The sequence below is a fragment of the Komagataeibacter diospyri genome (assembly GCF_043995075.1).
Lineage (GTDB): Bacteria > Pseudomonadota > Alphaproteobacteria > Acetobacterales > Acetobacteraceae > Komagataeibacter > Komagataeibacter diospyri.
The window spans coordinates 3,397,739-3,414,357 of sequence record NZ_CP171836.1; the positions used below are offsets into that span (position 1 = coordinate 3,397,739).

The 16,619-nt window shown below is 57.6% G+C and carries 15 protein-coding genes and 1 pseudogene; 12 read left to right on the forward strand and 4 right to left on the reverse strand.

Features of this window, described 5'->3' with window-relative positions; genetic code table 11:
* Positions 1–91: 91 nt before the first annotated feature.
* Together ACE2AA_RS15815 and ACE2AA_RS15820 are read right to left on the reverse strand one after the other, a co-directional pair.
* The gene (locus ACE2AA_RS15815; RefSeq protein WP_141259422.1) at positions 92–1,582 is read right to left on the reverse strand and encodes a carbohydrate porin; all 1,491 of its coding nucleotides are present in this window, start codon (positions 1,580–1,582) and stop codon (positions 92–94) included.
* 11 nt (positions 1,583–1,593) lie between these two features.
* On the reverse strand, positions 1,594–2,937 hold the full coding sequence (locus ACE2AA_RS15820; RefSeq protein ID WP_395370427.1) for a gluconate:H+ symporter: 1,344 nt from the start codon (positions 2,935–2,937) through the stop codon (positions 1,594–1,596).
* A 567-nt stretch (positions 2,938–3,504) separates the two neighbouring features.
* On the opposite strand from ACE2AA_RS15820, the gene ACE2AA_RS15825 reads away from it, so the two are divergent.
* Positions 3,505–4,311 carry an SDR family oxidoreductase gene (locus ACE2AA_RS15825; RefSeq protein WP_141259424.1) on the forward strand — a complete coding sequence of 269 codons (807 nt, stop codon included), beginning with the start codon at positions 3,505–3,507 and terminating at the stop codon, positions 4,309–4,311.
* A 63-nt stretch (positions 4,312–4,374) separates the two neighbouring features.
* On the opposite strand, the gene ACE2AA_RS15830 is transcribed toward ACE2AA_RS15825, so the two are convergent.
* Positions 4,375–5,493: an L-idonate 5-dehydrogenase gene (locus ACE2AA_RS15830; protein WP_395370429.1), complete on the reverse strand. Its 1,119-nt coding sequence runs from the start codon at positions 5,491–5,493 to the stop codon at positions 4,375–4,377.
* 288 nt (positions 5,494–5,781) lie between these two features.
* Positions 5,782–5,997 (reverse strand): hypothetical protein, encoded by a 216-nt coding sequence (locus tag ACE2AA_RS15835; protein ID WP_395370431.1) that lies wholly within the window; start codon positions 5,995–5,997, stop codon positions 5,782–5,784.
* A 231-nt stretch (positions 5,998–6,228) separates the two neighbouring features.
* On the opposite strand from ACE2AA_RS15835, the gene ACE2AA_RS15840 reads away from it, so the two are divergent.
* From ACE2AA_RS15840 to fdhD, 11 genes and pseudogenes are all read left to right on the forward strand, one after another.
* Positions 6,229–6,798 carry a gluconokinase gene (locus ACE2AA_RS15840; protein ID WP_395370433.1) on the forward strand — a complete coding sequence of 190 codons (570 nt, stop codon included), beginning with the start codon at positions 6,229–6,231 and terminating at the stop codon, positions 6,796–6,798.
* Between the two features lie 58 nt (positions 6,799–6,856).
* Positions 6,857–7,342 (forward strand): annotated as a pseudogene (locus ACE2AA_RS18120) (transposase); the annotation flags it as partial.
* A gap of 483 nt (positions 7,343–7,825) precedes the next feature.
* Entirely contained in the window at positions 7,826–9,259 is a 1,434-nt protein-coding gene (locus ACE2AA_RS15850; RefSeq protein ID WP_395370435.1) for a cytochrome ubiquinol oxidase subunit I, read from the forward strand.
* A 3-nt stretch (positions 9,260–9,262) separates the two neighbouring features.
* Positions 9,263–10,282: a cytochrome d ubiquinol oxidase subunit II gene (gene cydB, locus ACE2AA_RS15855; protein ID WP_141259428.1), complete on the forward strand. Its 1,020-nt coding sequence runs from the start codon at positions 9,263–9,265 to the stop codon at positions 10,280–10,282.
* Between the two features lie 191 nt (positions 10,283–10,473).
* Positions 10,474–10,986 carry a nitrate reductase associated protein gene (locus tag ACE2AA_RS15860; protein ID WP_395370436.1) on the forward strand — a complete coding sequence of 171 codons (513 nt, stop codon included), beginning with the start codon at positions 10,474–10,476 and terminating at the stop codon, positions 10,984–10,986.
* Positions 10,987–11,009: 23 nt separating this feature from the next.
* Entirely contained in the window at positions 11,010–13,313 is a 2,304-nt protein-coding gene (locus tag ACE2AA_RS15865) for an FdhF/YdeP family oxidoreductase (protein ID WP_395370438.1), read from the forward strand.
* A 14-nt stretch (positions 13,314–13,327) separates the two neighbouring features.
* On the forward strand, positions 13,328–14,413 hold the full coding sequence (moaA, locus tag ACE2AA_RS15870; protein WP_395370440.1) for a GTP 3',8-cyclase MoaA: 1,086 nt from the start codon (positions 13,328–13,330) through the stop codon (positions 14,411–14,413).
* Positions 14,414–14,458: 45 nt separating this feature from the next.
* Positions 14,459–15,088 (forward strand): NTP transferase domain-containing protein, encoded by a 630-nt coding sequence (locus ACE2AA_RS15875; RefSeq protein WP_193558304.1) that lies wholly within the window; start codon positions 14,459–14,461, stop codon positions 15,086–15,088.
* Positions 15,076–15,318: a MoaD/ThiS family protein gene (locus tag ACE2AA_RS15880; protein WP_395370442.1), complete on the forward strand. Its 243-nt coding sequence runs from the start codon at positions 15,076–15,078 to the stop codon at positions 15,316–15,318. Before ACE2AA_RS15875 ends, ACE2AA_RS15880 begins: the two co-directional genes overlap by 13 nt.
* Positions 15,315–15,737 carry a molybdenum cofactor biosynthesis protein MoaE gene (locus ACE2AA_RS15885; RefSeq protein WP_395370444.1) on the forward strand — a complete coding sequence of 141 codons (423 nt, stop codon included), beginning with the start codon at positions 15,315–15,317 and terminating at the stop codon, positions 15,735–15,737. The genes ACE2AA_RS15880 and ACE2AA_RS15885 overlap by 4 nt, the downstream gene beginning before the upstream one ends.
* A gap of 40 nt (positions 15,738–15,777) precedes the next feature.
* Positions 15,778–16,581 carry a formate dehydrogenase accessory sulfurtransferase FdhD gene (gene fdhD / locus ACE2AA_RS15890; RefSeq protein ID WP_395370446.1) on the forward strand — a complete coding sequence of 268 codons (804 nt, stop codon included), beginning with the start codon at positions 15,778–15,780 and terminating at the stop codon, positions 16,579–16,581.
* Positions 16,582–16,619 lie beyond the last annotated feature (38 nt).

A 16,619-nucleotide genomic window follows, 5' to 3' on the forward strand; every position in this document is an offset into this window, starting at 1 on the left:
GGTCACGATTTAGAAGAACATATCAGGCCAAAGCTTATATATCTCTCTCATCAAAAAACAACTGTAGTGCTAGTGTGTAATCTATTCAGCTTTACATCAACTGGATGTGGCTTTTGAATCCCAACAAGGCTGCATCACGCAGGTTGGATTGGGCATTGGGGTGAATATAGTATTCGAACAGTGGGGTGAAGATAACGCCCGGCATGACATGTATCGCGTAGTTCGCTTCCATGACGACCGTATCACGCTGTACGCCGGTTGCATGGTTGGGTAGGCTGCTTCTGTTGCCGGTGTCGATCATGTCCTGTTCTGTCATCGTTACGCCATCGGCAATCCGTGTATAGGTCAGGGCAAAGCCCATCGTGTCATACGGACGTGCGCGGAAGTAACCGCGATTGATCAGCGCCGCATATACAAGGTATTTGCGCAGCGACGTGCGCGGGTCGTTATATATCGCGCCAGACAGCGCGGTCAGGCCGGAATCCTTGTCATGGTAATGCAGCAGGCGCTGGTCGAACATGACCCATGTGGACCATGACGCGCCATGCTTTCTCTGCTTGCGGCCCGTCAGCGCGTAGGGCGCGCCGGCTACGTCAAGGTAATTGTCGTTCTGCGGCGTGCTGAACAGCTGTGCGCCGAATTTGTAATGCCCCGGCAGGGTGCCATGGCGGAACACGGGTTCCCACGCGGTTTCGATCGGCGCGGCATAACCGATGATGTTTGCGCCATTGAACTTGAACCCGGTGCGGTGCTGGTACACCTGGTAAATCCCGTCTTCAATCGGGTACAGGCCGGTCTGCACGTAAACCGACCGGGCAGGACGGCCACGCACGCGGAACCCCCATGTGCCCGCTGGGTAGCCCGCGTCGTAATTGGTGTCGGTAATGCCCTTGGGCCGTCCGCAGAAACTGCCGTTTTGGAAGTTGCAGAACAGGGGGCTGGCCGCGAAATCCGATATTTCGGCCATGCGCCCGGCGGCAATCGCCAGCCGTCCGCCCAGAAGCGTTTCCTCCCCATAGGCATAGACAAGATGGACCACCACGTTGCCGCCGCCGCCGTAATCTTCGGATGCATGGTTCAGCCAGTCGCCGAACATGCGGTTGGCGGTCGTGCCGTATCGGCCCACGGTTATCATATGGGTGGCGAACCCGTGCCAGCCCACCAGCTTGTCCCAGTCCACGTCCAGCTGCATGGCGTACTGCCCGGCATTGCTGGCCCCCTGCTTGTAATTGCTGAACCCCGGCGTGCTACCCCGCGTGGGCGGCGTGATCGCACCCGCGAATTCATTGGTATTGTCCACAAGGAAGTTGATGCCGCGACGGCGCAGCCATTTTGACACGGGGTTGGAAGCTACCGCTTCGGGTTGGGAAAACGGCGGCACCCATGTCTTGTGCGAGTCATGCTTTGGCAGCGGGCGCGACACCAGCAGGCTGGGGGCCGATCCGATGTCGCGATCCATGACCTGTGCCCCTGCGGGCATGGCCCCGTACAGCAGGCAGCCCAGCGCAAGGGTGACCGTCTGCAGCGCCGTCTGCGCGATGTTGCGCGCATGCACGGGCATTGCGGTATCTGGAAACAGCATGATCCGTCCCTTCAATGCACGAAAATGGAAGCGATCAGACAGAAGACCAGCCCGCATACAGCAATCAGCGTTTCCAGGACCGACCATGTCTTGATGGTCTGCGGTACGGTCAGGCCCAGATATTCCTTGATCTGCCAGAAACCGGCATCATTCATCGGGCCGAAGGCAACCGATCCCGCCCCGGTCACCAGCACCATAAGTTCGGGTGAAACCCCGGTGCTATGTTCCAGGATGGGGGCGACAATGCCGGACGCCGTCGCCATCGCCACGGTGGATGATCCGCACGCCACACGTACGATGGCCGCCAGAACCCATGCCAGCACCAGCAGCGGCATATGGGCGCCAAGGGCCGCATCGGTAATGGCGCGCGATACCCCGCTGTCAATCAGCACCCGGCCAAAGCCGCCGCCCGCGCCGATCAGCAGCATGATAAGCGCCGTAGGACCAAGGCATTCGTTGGTAAAGCGCAGGATGGTGGTAGCCGAAAATCCCTGCGCCACCCCCAGCACGTAAAAGGACAGCAGCGTTGCCAGCGCAAGTGCTATGTCCGTATTGCCCACGAAATGCAGCACGGTATTGGCCGTACCCTGTACCGTCGTGATCCGGTCGGCCATCGACCCGACCAGCATCAGGACAACTGGCGAAAGGATGGTAAAAACCGTCAGGAAAAAGCTCGGCATATTGGCCGCCGGTTCGTGTTTAACGAACTGTTCCGCCAGCGGGTTTACCCCGGTCAGCGACACGCGGGCAGAGGCAAAGCGGCCAAAGACCGGCCCGGCAATCACTGCGATGGGTGTGCCGATTATGATACCCAGCATGATCGTATGGCCGATATTGGCGTGATACGCGCTAAGGGCCAGCAACGCTGCCGGATGCGGCGGAATAAGCGCATGCGTGACCGACAGCGCTGCCCCCATGGGCAGCGCCACCCGCAGCAGGGGCATATTGGTGCGGTCAGCCAGCACGAATACCAGTGGAATGAGCAGGACGAAGCCCACCTCAAAAAACACCGGCAGGCCAATCAGCAGGCCAATCACCATCATGGCCCAGTCCACCCGTTCGCGCCCCGCGAACCCGGAGATGGTCAGTGCAATACGGTCCGCCCCGCCGGATTCCGCCAGCATCTTGCCCAGCATGGTGCCAAGCGCGATGACGGTGCCAACATGGCCGAGCACATGGCCCGCGCCATTTTCAAAGGACGCAACGACATGATCTGCCGGCATGCCTGCAAAAAGGGCAAGGGCTATGGATACGATGAAAAGAACAATGAAAGGGTTCAGACGGAACCGGGCAATCAGAACAATAACGGCCAGAATTGCCGTTACCGCAAGAGAGATGGCAAATGCCGCGCTCATCCCATCAATACTCCCATGGTTTGACACAATGCCTAACGCCTGCGGTTGACGGGAAGGTCAGGGCATAAAGAAAATGTTATGAAAACATCTTTTGTACTATAATTGTTCTGATGCCTGCGGCAGGGGATGAAATAAAAATAAACATCGAAACTGAAGATATACATGCCTTTTACAGCCAGATTTTTTATAAATTGTGCAATGCACAATGTCTGGCACAGGCCAAAAGGATGAGGAACTGCTGAATGATGTCGTGCTGGCTGGTTTGAGGCTCCCAGGGGCGTTCCTCAATCTACTTTTTAAGTAGGGTGAATATTTCTCCCCTTCAGGCTATCAAGCGGCTGCGCTGATTCAGTCGAGGAACAGGAAGCATCGCATATTACAGACGATATTGGCCATCCCGATCCTGATGGTGGCCCGCGTGATCCCGACAGATCGCATGGAACAGCCCATCGGGGTGATAAATTACCCGTCGTGATCGCGTAGCTTTCCATACAGGGCAACGGGCCTGCGGCACGATTGTCCAGCCGCACGCGCAGACGTGTAAGGGTATTGGCGCGCGGTCCTGCTATGATCAGAGTCCTGATAACACAGACGGACATTCTCATGCGGGATGATACCCTTTTTTCACTTGCCGGAAGGCGGGCGCTTGTGACCGGAGCCTCCCGTGGCATTGGCCTGACCCTCGCGCGTGGCCTTGGCCGGTATGGGGCAGAAATTGTGCTGAATGGCCGCCACCCCGAACCACTGGAGGCCGCCCGCGCCATGCTGGAACGCGAAGGGGTGGATGCCGCGATCGCGCCCTTTGACGTGACTGATCAGGATGCCGTCATTGCGGGGGTTGAAAAGATAGAGAGCGAATACGGGCCAATTGACATCCTGATCAACAATGCGGGTATCCAGCGCCGTGCGCCGCTGGACCAGTTCAGCCGGGCAGACTGGGATGCCCTGATCGCGACGAACCTTAACGCGGTTTTCTTTGTGGGGCAGGCCGTAGCAAAGCATATGTTGCCGCGTGGGCGAGGGAAGATCGTCAATATCTGTTCGGTACAGAGCGAACTGGCACGCCCAGGAATCGCGCCCTATACCGCCACCAAGGGGGCGGTCAAAAACCTGACCAGAGGGATGGCAACGGACTGGGCCCGTCACGGCCTGCAGGTCAACGGGCTTGCGCCGGGTTATTTTAAAACGGAAATGAATGAAAAGCTCGTGGCGGATCAGGCATTCACACAGTGGCTGTGCCAGCGCACGCCTGCCGGCCGGTGGGGGAATGTGGAGGAACTTGTCGGGGCGGCTGTCTTTCTGTCTTCCGATGCTTCAAGCTTTGTCAACGGGCATGTGCTCATGGTTGACGGGGGCATAACCGTTTCCGTGTAAATGGAAGCCGGACTTCTTGCCCATTCCTGTCGATAAGGTCGGGCAGAAATGGGCAGCGTTCCTTCAACTGCTCAGGGACAGCAGGATCTTGGCTGCCTGCCTGCGGTCTGGCGCCAGGGCGAAGGCTGCGGCAAATTCACGCAGGGGAAACTGCTGGGTGACCAGAATATCAGCAATTTCGGGCCGTTCGGCCAGTAGGGCAAGGGCTGCATCGAATTCCGTGTCAAAACGGAAGGTGCCCCTGAAATCGAGTTCACGGTTGATGATCTGGGCAATCGGCACGGGTATGTCCCCTGGCGGGAACATGCCAACCTGTACCATCATGCCACCCCGCCGTGTGCGGGCTATGGCTGCAGGCAGGGCGGCTGGCACGCCTGTGGCCTCAAACAGGATATCGAATTCTTCCTCCACTGCGGCATGGCGGGTGTTGTAGCACCTGCTTGCGCCCAGCCGGGTTGCGCACTGGAGTGGAAAATCTTCCAGGTCGGTTGCAACAATCCGTTTTGCCCCGTGATGCACCAGCCCCGCTACGATTAACAGCCCGATTGGTCCTGCACCCTGCACCATCACGCTACGACCGTGCACATCGCCCGCGCGCGCAATGGCATGCAGGGCCACGGATAAAGGTTCGGCAAGACAGGCGTGGCGGAGAGTCAGGCCGGGGGGAAGGGAATGGAGCTGTGCCGCCTTGACTGTCATCGCCCGGCGAAAGCCGCCATCGGTATGGGGATCACGTGCGGCACTTCCCAGAAAATGCATGTTGCGACACAGGTTGCGCTGTTCGCGCATACATTCGGGGCAGTGGCCACAGGGCCGCGCCGGGTGAATGGCCACGGCCTCGCCTACGGAAAAGCCTTTCACATCGCGGCCCAGCGCGTCAATGGTGCCCGAGACTTCATGCCCCAGAACCATGGGGGCGTGCAGTACGGATGCACCGACACCCCCATGAGAAAAATAATGCAGGTCCGAACCACATATGCCGCCCCAGGCCATATTCACCCGCACTTCATCAGGGCCGGGTTGGGGCAGGGGCGCTGGGTCCAGCCTCAGGTCATGCGGTGCATGGATAACAAGTGCCTCGGTCAGGCAGGAACCAATATTTTCATGACTCGCTTCAGTATACACGTTCAGAATGCTCCCCGCCTGTAACAGGGCCGCCGTTTCGTATGGAGGGCAGGCCATTTTTCTGTTTTTTTGAGACGACATGACAGCGTTGGATAGTGCATGGCAAAAAAGATAAGGCCGCGCTCGCTCTAACGAGACAGCAGACGGTCTGGTTTCCAGCATGACAATGTCAGTCATCGTTTCAATCGCTGGTGGAGGATGTGCGGACAACTCCTCAGGCCGCTGGTGGACGGATCAGTTACATGGCGGCATGGGAGAGGCACGACCTGAGGTTGAGATCGGCTTGCCTGTGTTATGCGATGATGGTCCAGAAGATGGTGGGAAAGCTGTTCCCACGGGTTTCCATTAATCCAGTCGTATCATCTCGAACTGCTGTTTTGTCGCACGGTCGGCCTCATCAAAATAGTCACGCAGAAACTGCATCCGATCGAAAGCGTTGTTCTGTCTGGCACGAGATGGCGCAGTCGCGCCGACCGGTGGCGCTGCGATATGTTCCTGCCATAGCAGACAGGCGCGATAGAGCCGGACAAACCGTGCGCGTAGATCCAGTGCTGTGCGCATGGTAGCCTGAATATTGTCCAGCCTGAAGCGTCTGTATCGATTACGGGACCGGTCAGTATTTCATGAATGTCTGTACGCTACTATTTTACTGGATTTATTTATCCCGTTTCTGTCAGGGTGGGGCGGCCTTGAACGTCAACTGGCTGAGGAACGATTACTTGCCTCTCCGTTTTCTGTTCAGAAAGACAAAAGCTGACCATTTTCTCATGATGATATTCGGTAGGATGCGCAATGTATGATACTGGGCAGAAGACGGTATCACTCTCACGTAGATTTGGTGAAGCAGGACGACCGTGTGTGCTGATTGTTATGGGCGTGTCAGGTTGTGGCAAAAGTACACTTGCCCAACTGATGGCTGAACGGATGGCCTGGCCCCTTATCGAAGGGGACGACCTGCATCCACCCGCCAATATTGCCCGAATGAGCAACGGCATTCCGTTGACCGATACGGATCGTACGCCATGGCTTGATCTTATTGCTGGCCGGATACAGTCATGGCGGGATGCAGGCCAGTGTGGCATCGTGACGTGTTCATCACTCAAGCGTAGTTACCGTAGGCAGATTGGCGGCGACAGCGCGGATGTCTGTTTTGTCTATCTCAAGGGCAGCAGGGAGGACATCATGCCCCGCCTGTACCAGCGCACCGGCCATTTCATGCCGGTTGCCATGCTGGACAGCCAGTTCGCCACGCTGGAGGAACCCGACATGCATGAGGAAGTGGTCATGGTTCTTGATGTCAACGCCCCACAGGAACATCTGGCTGAACGGGCCTGTGCACATCTGACTCAGTTTTCTCTGTAAAAAACATGGTGTGCCATGACCAGTATTTCCTCAATATCTGATACCGAAATTCCTGAAGCCCTGGCGTGGCCTGTCTGCCCGTTTTGGTGATTGGAAGAATGTTCACAGACGACTGGGCCGCTGGTGCGCAAGTGGCGTGATCGAACGGATTTTCCGGCATCTGCCCGCCGATCGCGATAATGCATACATGCTGACTGACAGCATGATTGTCCGTGCACATCAGCACAGCGCAGTTGCCCGTAAAAAGTGGGCGTAGATCAGGCCATCGGACGATCCCGGGACCTTCATCGCCGACAAGGTTTATGATGCCGTTCCGCTCATTGAAAAGCTTGAATAGCGGTAGATCACACCGTTATCGCGTCAAAGGAAAAACCGACGCAATTCCCGGAAAATTATGTTCTTGCTTTATAAAAAACAAAACATCATTGAACGCTTCTTCGGCAGACTGAAGCAGTTCAGAGGCATTGCAACACGCTATGATAAGCTGCAATCAATCTTCATCGCAGCAGTGCAACTTGTCCCCGCTATCATTGGAATCAACTGACGACATGCCCTAACTTTTTAAAGGGGCAGATCGGAACAAAACAGCCAGATTATGTTTGACGCTATCAAACAGGCTTTCGTATTCAATTTTATATGATCAGGGATGCAGACACAACAGACTCGGACCAGGTCTGGCTAGCCCACATTATGTCTGGAATGCATGAGCAGGTTATACGGGAAAATCATCCTCTGCTTAAAAACAGGGGATATCCGCCAAATATTCTGTGATTGATTATTAATATTTTTCGATTGTCTATATTCATCTATAACTATACAAAACCTTCCAATGCTACGATTATAAACGCCGCTTATGATCTTATGTATAATCTCTCTTGGACGTCATACGTCTGATTGATCTACTATCATTTCCAAGACACCGAAGCATGTATCCGTCTTTCAGGCCGGTCCATTGCTTGCGGGGCCACTATGCCGAGAAGTTCTTTATAATTTTTTATTCCTCTCGCCATAAGTTTTGGAAGTATCGATGCAGTACGCACATGACCCGGCGCTTCTTCTGGCGCGCTTTCAGTTCGCCTTTACCGTAGGCGTCCATATCATCTTTCCAGCCTTTTCAATCGGGCTGGCGGCCTATCTGGCGGTGCTGGAAGGGCTGTGGCTCAGGACCGGACGCCCCGTATTCCTTGATCTTTACCGATACTGGATCAAGGTGTTCTCCATTGTCTTTGGCATGGGCGTCGTCTCGGGACTGGTCATGTCGTATGAATTCGGCACCAACTGGTCGATCTTTTCCAAAAAGGCCGGGCCGATTACGGGCGTGCTTCTGTCCTATGAAGTCATGACCGCCTTCTTTCTGGAGGCAGGCTTCCTTGGCGTCATGCTGTTTGGCATGAACAAGGTGGGGCGCAAACTGCATTTTGCCGCCACGTGCTGCGTATCGGTCGGCACCCTGATTTCCATGACGTGGATCCTGTCATCCAATTCATGGATGCAGACCCCGCGCGGTTACACCATCGACCCGGTTACCGGGCGGTTCATGCCCGCCGACTGGCTGGCCATCATCTTCAATCCGTCCTTTCCGTTCCGTCTGGTGCATATGGGGCTGGCGGCGTTCCTGTCCGTCGCCTTCATCGTGGGGGCGACGGGGGCATGGCACATGCTGAAGGCCCGCAAAGCAGGAAAGATCTCCAGCGAGCCGGTGCGGGTCATGTTCTCCATGGCCATGTGGATGGCTGCAATTGTCGCCCCTCTGCAGATCCTGGCGGGCGATGCGCATGGCCTGAACACGCTCAAATATCAGCCGGTGAAGATTGCGGCGATGGAAGGGGACTGGGTATCGGAAGATCATGCGCCCGAACTGCTGTTCGGCATTCCCAACATGAAGACCGAACATACGGATTATGCCATCAGACTGCCACTGGCCGGGTCGCTGATCCTGACACACAGCCTGAATGGCAAGGTGCCCGGCATGAAGGATTTTCCCCGTGACCAGCGGCCGCCTTCACCGGTCATCTTCTTCTCTTTCCGCATCATGGTCGCCCTGGGCATGCTGATGATGCTGGTCGGATTATGGTCGCTGTGGCTGCGGCGGAACAGCACGCTGTTCACCAACCCGGTTTTCCACCGTGTCGCGCTATGCATGGCGCCCGCAGGATTCCTCGCGCTGCTGTGTGGCTGGGTTACGACGGAAGTAGGGCGCCAGCCATGGACGGTCTACGGCCTGCTGCGCACGTCTGACAGCGTATCACCGGTTGCCCTGTCCTCCATGGCGTTTTCGATGACAGCGTTCGTGGTGGTCTACGTGCTCGTGTTCGGATCAGGTCTGGGCATTCTGGTCCGCATGCTGGGGCGGGCGCCGCAGGAAGGCGAGCATGATACCCCGCCCGGGCACGCTACCGAGATTCTGGCAGCCCGCATGCATCCGGGTGTGATTGACCCTTCTGCTGGCAAAGGAGCCTGAGGCATGATGGACTTCGCATACTGGCTCCCCATCGTGTGGGCCGTCATACTGGTCGCCGCCATTTCGATCTATGTCGTCCTTGACGGCTTTGACCTTGGCATCGGGATGCTCTTCGCGCTCGAACGCCATCCAGACCGCCGGGATGTGATGGTCAACACCATCGCCCCCGTCTGGGATGGGAACGAGACGTGGATGGTGCTGGGTGGGGCGGTGCTTTACGGGGTTTTCCCCGGTGCCTATGCCACCCTGCTGCCAGCTTTCTACCTGCCGATCGTATTGATGCTGCTGGCGCTGATCTTCCGCGGCGTGGCGTTTGAGTTCCGTGTCATGACGCGCGGCACGGGACGGGAAGGCATGTGGAATGCCGGGTTCATGGCAGGCTCTGCTATCGCCGCCTTCTGTCAGGGCGCGATCCTCGGTGGCGTGGTGCAGGGGATCAAAGTTGTTGATGGCGCCTTTGCCGGTGGCCCGCTCGACTGGCTGACGCCGTTCAGCATCCTGTGTGGCCTGTCCGTCATGTGCGGTTACGCCCTGCTGGGGGCAACGTGGCTGATCTGGCGCACAACCGGCGTGCTGGAGGAATCCTGCCGCCGCTGGGCCGCCCGGCTGGCTGTGGGTCTGTTCATCGGCATTGTGGCGGTCAGCCTGTGGACGCCGCTGCTGCATGCACCGTACCTGCGCCGCTGGACTGACTGGCCGAACATTGCGTTTGTTGCTCCCGTGCCGGTTCTGGTTGTCGTACTGGGTGCCCTGTTTGTCATGGGGCTGCGCAGGGGGCACTCCAGGGGGCCGTTCCTGTGCGCCTTGGGGTGGTTCTTCCTGTGCCTGTCCGGGCTGGGGATTACGGTATGGCCTTATGCCGTGCCGCCGGGCCTGACGCTGTGGGATGTGTCGTCCCCGCCCTCCAGCCAGTTCTTCCAGTTAATCGGCACCGCCATCCTGCTGCCGATCATCCTGACCTACACGATCTATTCCTACCACGTCTTTCGCGGAAAGGTGACGGAAACCGATGGGTATCACTGAAATTGTCCGCGGGAACGGAGATGATGCACCACCGCGCACCGGTGTACGGATCGCATGGTTTGTTGCGATCTGGTCGCTGAGCACCACGGTGTTTTTCGGGGCAGCGTCCCTGCTTCACCTGATCGTTCCCAGGTAAACCGGGCGGCATGGCCGCCCGACATTCCCCTCCCTCCAATAAGGGATCTGGTCCAATGCTTTTTGACTTTGAACGTGATTTTGCAGGGTCTCTGCGGTGCATTCCGATGATCGCCCGCCAGAAGCTTGACATCGTCGGCATCAAACTGAGCCTGCGCCAGTGGAGCCGGTTTACACGCGAAGAAAGGGGCCAGCTGGCCGACCTGCCGTGCGAAACCGTGTCCGAACAGGCCGCCTATCGCGCACTGGTGGCCCACCTGATCGCAACCCGCAGTGACGAGCCGTTGCGCCCGCTTGCAACCCGTGGGCTCGAGGCCTGGCGTGACGCGGGCAGGATGCCGGATGCGGTAAAGACCCAGGCGCAGGCTGATGGCATAGCGCCGCCTACGGCCGCGCAATGGGCAACCCTGCTGCCGCTCCAGCGATTTGCCCTGGTGAAGCTTGCCCGCTCGAAGCATGAAAACGAAAACTTCGTGCCGGCAATGCGGGAGTTCGGCCTGCTGCATGATGCGGGTGCTTTCTCCAGTTCGACAGCCGTATCGCGTGCCCACACACGCCTGCCCAACTGAATACAGCCAATGGGGTCGAGATCATGAGCAACGAGAAAACGCCTGAATACAAACCCTATCATCATCCGGCAGGGGGATGGGGTGCGGCAGGGGCGACCGCGAAAGTGCTGATGGAACAGAGCGTGCTGGTCAAGGGATCACGCGGGCTGCTGTCCATGAATCAGCCGGGTGGCTTCAAATGTCCCAGTTGCGCCTTCCCTGATCCCGACCATCGCAAAACGCTGGAGTTCTGTGAAAACGGGGCCAAGGCGCTGGCGCATGAGGCAACAAAGGGACGTGTGACGCGGGAATTCTTCGAAAAATACACCGTCACCGAACTGATGCAGAAAAGCGATTACTGGTTGGAAATGCAGGGCCGCCTGACCGAGCCGATGCGCTATGATGCACAAAGCGACCGCTACGTGCCGGTGGCGTGGGATGACGCATTTGCCCTGATCGGCCAGCACCTGCGCGCCCTCGACAACCCGCATCAGGCTGAGTTTTATACATCGGGCCGCACGGCGAACGAGACCGCGTTCCTGTATTCAATATTCGTGCGCGAATTCGGCACCAATAATTTCCCCGACTGTTCGAACATGTGCCACGAGCCGACCAGCCGTGGCCTGCCGCCCGCCATCGGTATTGGCAAGGGCACGATCGTCATGAGCGATTTCGAGCATGCCGAAGCGATCTTCGTCATAGGGCAGAATACGGGCACCAATTCCCCCCGTATGATGACCAATCTGGTCGAAGCCCGCAAACGCGGCGTGCCGATTGTCCTGATCAACCCCATGCCGGAGCGCGCGCTGATCCGCTTTACGGAACCGCAGGATGTGCTGCAGATGGGCACGTTTGGTTCGACCCCGATTTCCAGTGAATTCATCCATGTGCGCATCGGCGGCGATCTGGCCATCTTCAAGGGCATGATGAGAGCACTTTTTGAAGCGGAAGCACGTGGCGAGAAGGTACTGGATCTCGACTTCATCCATGAACACACGGCGGGCATGGAAGCCCTGCGTGCTGATGTCATGGGGTGTAGCTGGGAAGATATTACCCGGATCTCGGGCATAGCCGAGGACCAGATCCGCAGGATTGCGGATATCTACATGAAATCCAACGCCACGATCATCTGTTACGGCATGGGGCTTACACAGCATCAGGAAGGATCGCGCCTGCTGCAGCAGGTGGCGAACCTGCTTCTGTTGCGCGGCAATTTCGGCAAACCCGGCGCCGGGATCGCACCGATCCGTGGACATTCCAACGTGCAGGGCGACCGCACGGTTGGCATTGATGAAAAACCGACCGATGCTTACCTGGACCGCGTGCGTGATGCCTTCGGGTTTGAACCGCCGCGTGAACATGGTCACCATGTGCTGGAAGCGATCGAAGCCATGGAAGCAGGCACCGCCAGGGTGTTTTTTGGCATGGGGGGCAATTTCATCCGCGCCGTACCGGATACGGACCGTTCCTATGCGGCCATGCGCAACCTCAACCTGACGGTTGGTGTGGCGACCAAGCTGAACCGGGGACATCTGGTGCATGGCAGGGATGCGCTCATCCTGCCGGTTGTCGCCCGCTCGGAAATCATCCGCACGGAAGCAGGCGAGCAGTTTGTAACCATTGAGGACGCCATGGCGAATGTCACGGCATCGCGCGGTGTGTTCGAACCCGTGACCGAACATGTGCGGCCGGAAACGGAGATCGTCTGCCGCATGGCCATGGCGACGCTACCCAACTCCCGCACGTCGTGGGCGGATTATATGGTTGATTACACCCTGATCCGGGACAAGATCGCCGAGGTCTATCCTGAAATCTATGCGGATTTTTCCGAAAGGATCAAAAATCCGCATGGTCTGCACCTCGATATTCCCCCCCGTCGCCGCGTATGGCAGACGCCCAATGGCAAGGCGAATTTCCTTGTGCTGCCGGGGCTGGAAGTCAACGTTCCGGTCAAGGATACGGCCATGTTGCGTCTGGCAACCATTCGTTCGCACGATCAGTACAACACGACCATCTACAGCAATAGTGACCGGTATCGCGGCGTGTACAATACCCGTCTCGTCATCTTCATGAACAGGGATGACATGGCGGAGCGCGGTCTGGTGAACGGGGACGTGATCGGGCTGGAGACCTATAGCGATGACGGGATCAGGCGGTATGTCGATGGCCTGAACGTGCTGGATTACCCGATGCCACGTGGTGCGATTGCCGGATACTACCCGGAACTGAATCCGCTGCTGCCGCTGGATTACTTTGACGGGATCAGTGGAACGCCCGCGGCGAAATCCATTCCGGTAAAGGTTGTGGAAAGTGTTGCATCCGCACCGCCAATCCGGATTGCAGGCTGACAGGGCTGGCGGCCATGGATGACGATAACAGCAGCCGGTCGGTCAGCCCTGTGCAGCCTGTCGACAGGCTTGGCCGCCCGCTGCGTGATCTGCGCATTTCGGTTATGGACCGGTGTAACTTCCGGTGTCCCTACTGCATGCCGGAAACCACCTATCACGCGGCCTTCCGGTTTCTTGATCCCAGGGAACGGCTGGATTTTGACGAAATCGAACGGGTTGCGCGCATGGCGGCCGAACTGGGCGTTACCAAAATACGGCTGACGGGTGGCGAGCCCCTCCTGCGGCCCGGCCTGCCCGATCTGGTCAGTCGCCTGAGCGCCCTGCCGGGCATTGAGGATGTCGCCCTGACAACCAATGGCGTCCTGCTGCCCCGTTTTGCGCCAGCATTACGGCGGGCGGGACTGCGGCGCGTGACGGTCAGTCTCGACAGCCTTGATCCAGCCGTGTTCGCTTATATGAGCGGCGGCAGGGGGGACCTGTCTACCGTAATGGAGGGCATTAACGCCGCGTGTGCCGCCGGGTTTGAAGGTGGCGTCAAGATCAATACCGTGGTCCAGCGGGGCGTGAATGACGCGGGCGTTCCGGATATTCTGGCGCGCTTTCGGAATGCCGGTGTGACAGTCCGTCTTATCGAATACATGGACGTGGGTAATCGTAACGGGTGGGGCCGTGCCGACGTCGTCCCGTCGCGCGAACTGCGCGCCCGTATTGCAGCCCTCTGGCCCCTTGAACCGCTTCCGCCACGGTATCGCGGCGAAGTGGCCCGACGTTATCGCTACGTCGATGGTGCGGGAGAAATCGGGTTTGTCTCATCAGTAAGCGAGCCGTTCTGTGGAACATGTTCCCGTGCGCGCCTGTCTTCCGATGGGAAGCTTTATGCCTGTCTTTTTGCGACAACTGGCACGGATCTGCGTGGACTGCTGCGCCAGAGTACCTGCAATGCCGAAGTTGATGAACGGCTGCGCACAACCCTGTCACGGATCTGGCACCACCGGACGGATCGCTATAGTGAGGAACGCACGCACCGGCCCGCATTATGGGCCGATGGAAAAAAGACGTTTTCCCAGGAAAAAATCGAAATGCATTATATCGGAGGATGACGTGAATCTCATGTGCAGACCCCAATGTTTACAGGGGCGCAAGCCATGACAGCATTACTGTACGGGCTGGTCCTTGCTGGTGGTGAAAGTCGCCGCATGGGGCAGGACAAGGCTGCACTGCCTTACGGTGGCCGCCCGCAGCTTGCCCGCGTTTTTGACCTGCTGGACCATCATGTCAGACGCTGTTTCGTCTCGATACGTCCTGATCAGGGCCATGATCCACTCCGGGCGTCCTATCCATGTATTGTGGACAGGCGGGAGATAAAGGAAATGCTGGGTGGCGGCCCGATGCTTGGCGTGCTGTCGGCCCACACGGCGTACCCGGATGTGGCATGGCTGGTCGTGGCCTGCGACCTGCCCATGCTGGATGACAGAACGCTTGCCATCCTTGTTGATGAACGTAACGCGGATATGGATGCCACGGCCTATCTGAGTGAAAGTGACGGACTGCCTGAGCCGCTCTGCACGATATGGGAGCCCGCGATGCTGGCAGAACTGGCAAAGCGTAAGGCAGACCAGACAATACGGCTGCGTCAGATGCTTGGCGGCCCTGCTATCCGCCTTCTTGAAGTAAAAAAAACAGGTGCGCTGGAAAACGTAAACGCGCCTGATGAACGCGCCCGGGTGCTGGAACGCCTTGGATCTTCTGAACAGGAAGTAAAATGCTCAATATAGAGTTACAGTATTTCGCACAGCTTCAGGATGAGGCAGGACGGGCGTACGAAATACGACAGACCCAGGCCCTTGCGGCAACTGCACTATATGACGAACTCCGTAATGCATACGGCTTTGCCCTGGAACCCGCATGTATGCGTGTTGCGATCAATGCTGCGTTCGCTCCATGGGAACAGTCTCTGGCCGAAGGGAATCACGTTGCCTGCATACCGCCGGTGACAGGCGGATGAGCGACTTCATCATGGCGGATGCGCCTGTGGATATCAGTGCACTGCGCAGGATGCTCCTTCTCCCTGAAGCGGGAGGGGGCTGCTCCTTTGAGGGGCGGGTAAGGCAGACGAACGAAGGTCAGGCCGTTTCTGGCATTGATTACAGTGCTTTCGGGCCACTGGCGCTGACGGAAGGGCAGGTGATCCTGATGGATGCGAAACAGCATTTTGCCATCCGTCATGCAACCGCCACGCACCGGACTGGCTATCTGCCGGTCGGTGAAACAGCGGTATGGATTGGTGTATCCGCAGCACACCGCGATGCCGCTTTTAATGCCTGTCGTTACATCACTGATGAAATCAGACAGCATGTTCCGGTCTGGCAAAACGAGCATTACGCGAACGGTGTAACCGGCTGGGTGCCGTGCCACACCCTCTGACCATTGAACAGTGCCTGTCTGGATGCATGAGGATGCCGTGATGTCCGCTCTTTTTTATCCGTTAGATGTCAGCGGCCTGTCCCGTCCAGATGAGAAATTCAGCCTGAATGTGGCAGAGGAAGTGCCGGTCGGTCTCATGTTCAACGGGATTTTTCCGTATGGCACGATGATGATGACACCGGCGGATCTGAAAGATTTCGCTTATGGATACTGTATAACAGAACAGATTGTCAGTTCAGTTGCAGATATCCGTTCGGTGAATGTTGTAGAGGCAGAAGACGGCCTGACCCTTGATATTTTTATAAAAGGCAGGGCACTGACGCAACTCATGCGCCGTAATGTCCGCATGCAGACGGGTCATTCAAGCTGCGGCATATGCGGGAGCGAGACGGTACCGGCATATGATGCTGTGGCCGCAACTCCGCTTGGGGATGGTCCCTGCCTGTCGGTGGCGGCAATACGCAGGGCATTGCATGAACTGCGCAGGTGGCAGACGCTGAATGCGGCGACACGCATGGTCCATGCGGCGGCATGGGCAGATAATAACGGCAGTATTCACATGATCCGGGAAGATGTGGGACGGCATAATGCGCTGGATAAGCTGATCGGCGCGCGGGCCTGTGACCTGGACGTTTTTCACGAAGGCTTCTGCCTGCTGACAAGCCGTTATTCATTTGAGATGGCACTCAAGACCGTGCGGGCAGGTATTGCCGTTGTGGTCGCGATTTCGGCCCCAACATATCGTGCCTTCCTTACTGCGGAAAAGATGAACCAGACCCTGGTCGCCATTGCGCGTCAGGATGAGCAGACACTGTTCTGTGGTGGAAAGCGCCTTACTGGATAGTATTTCACGTTCCCAACAAATAAAGACGCTCCCCTGTT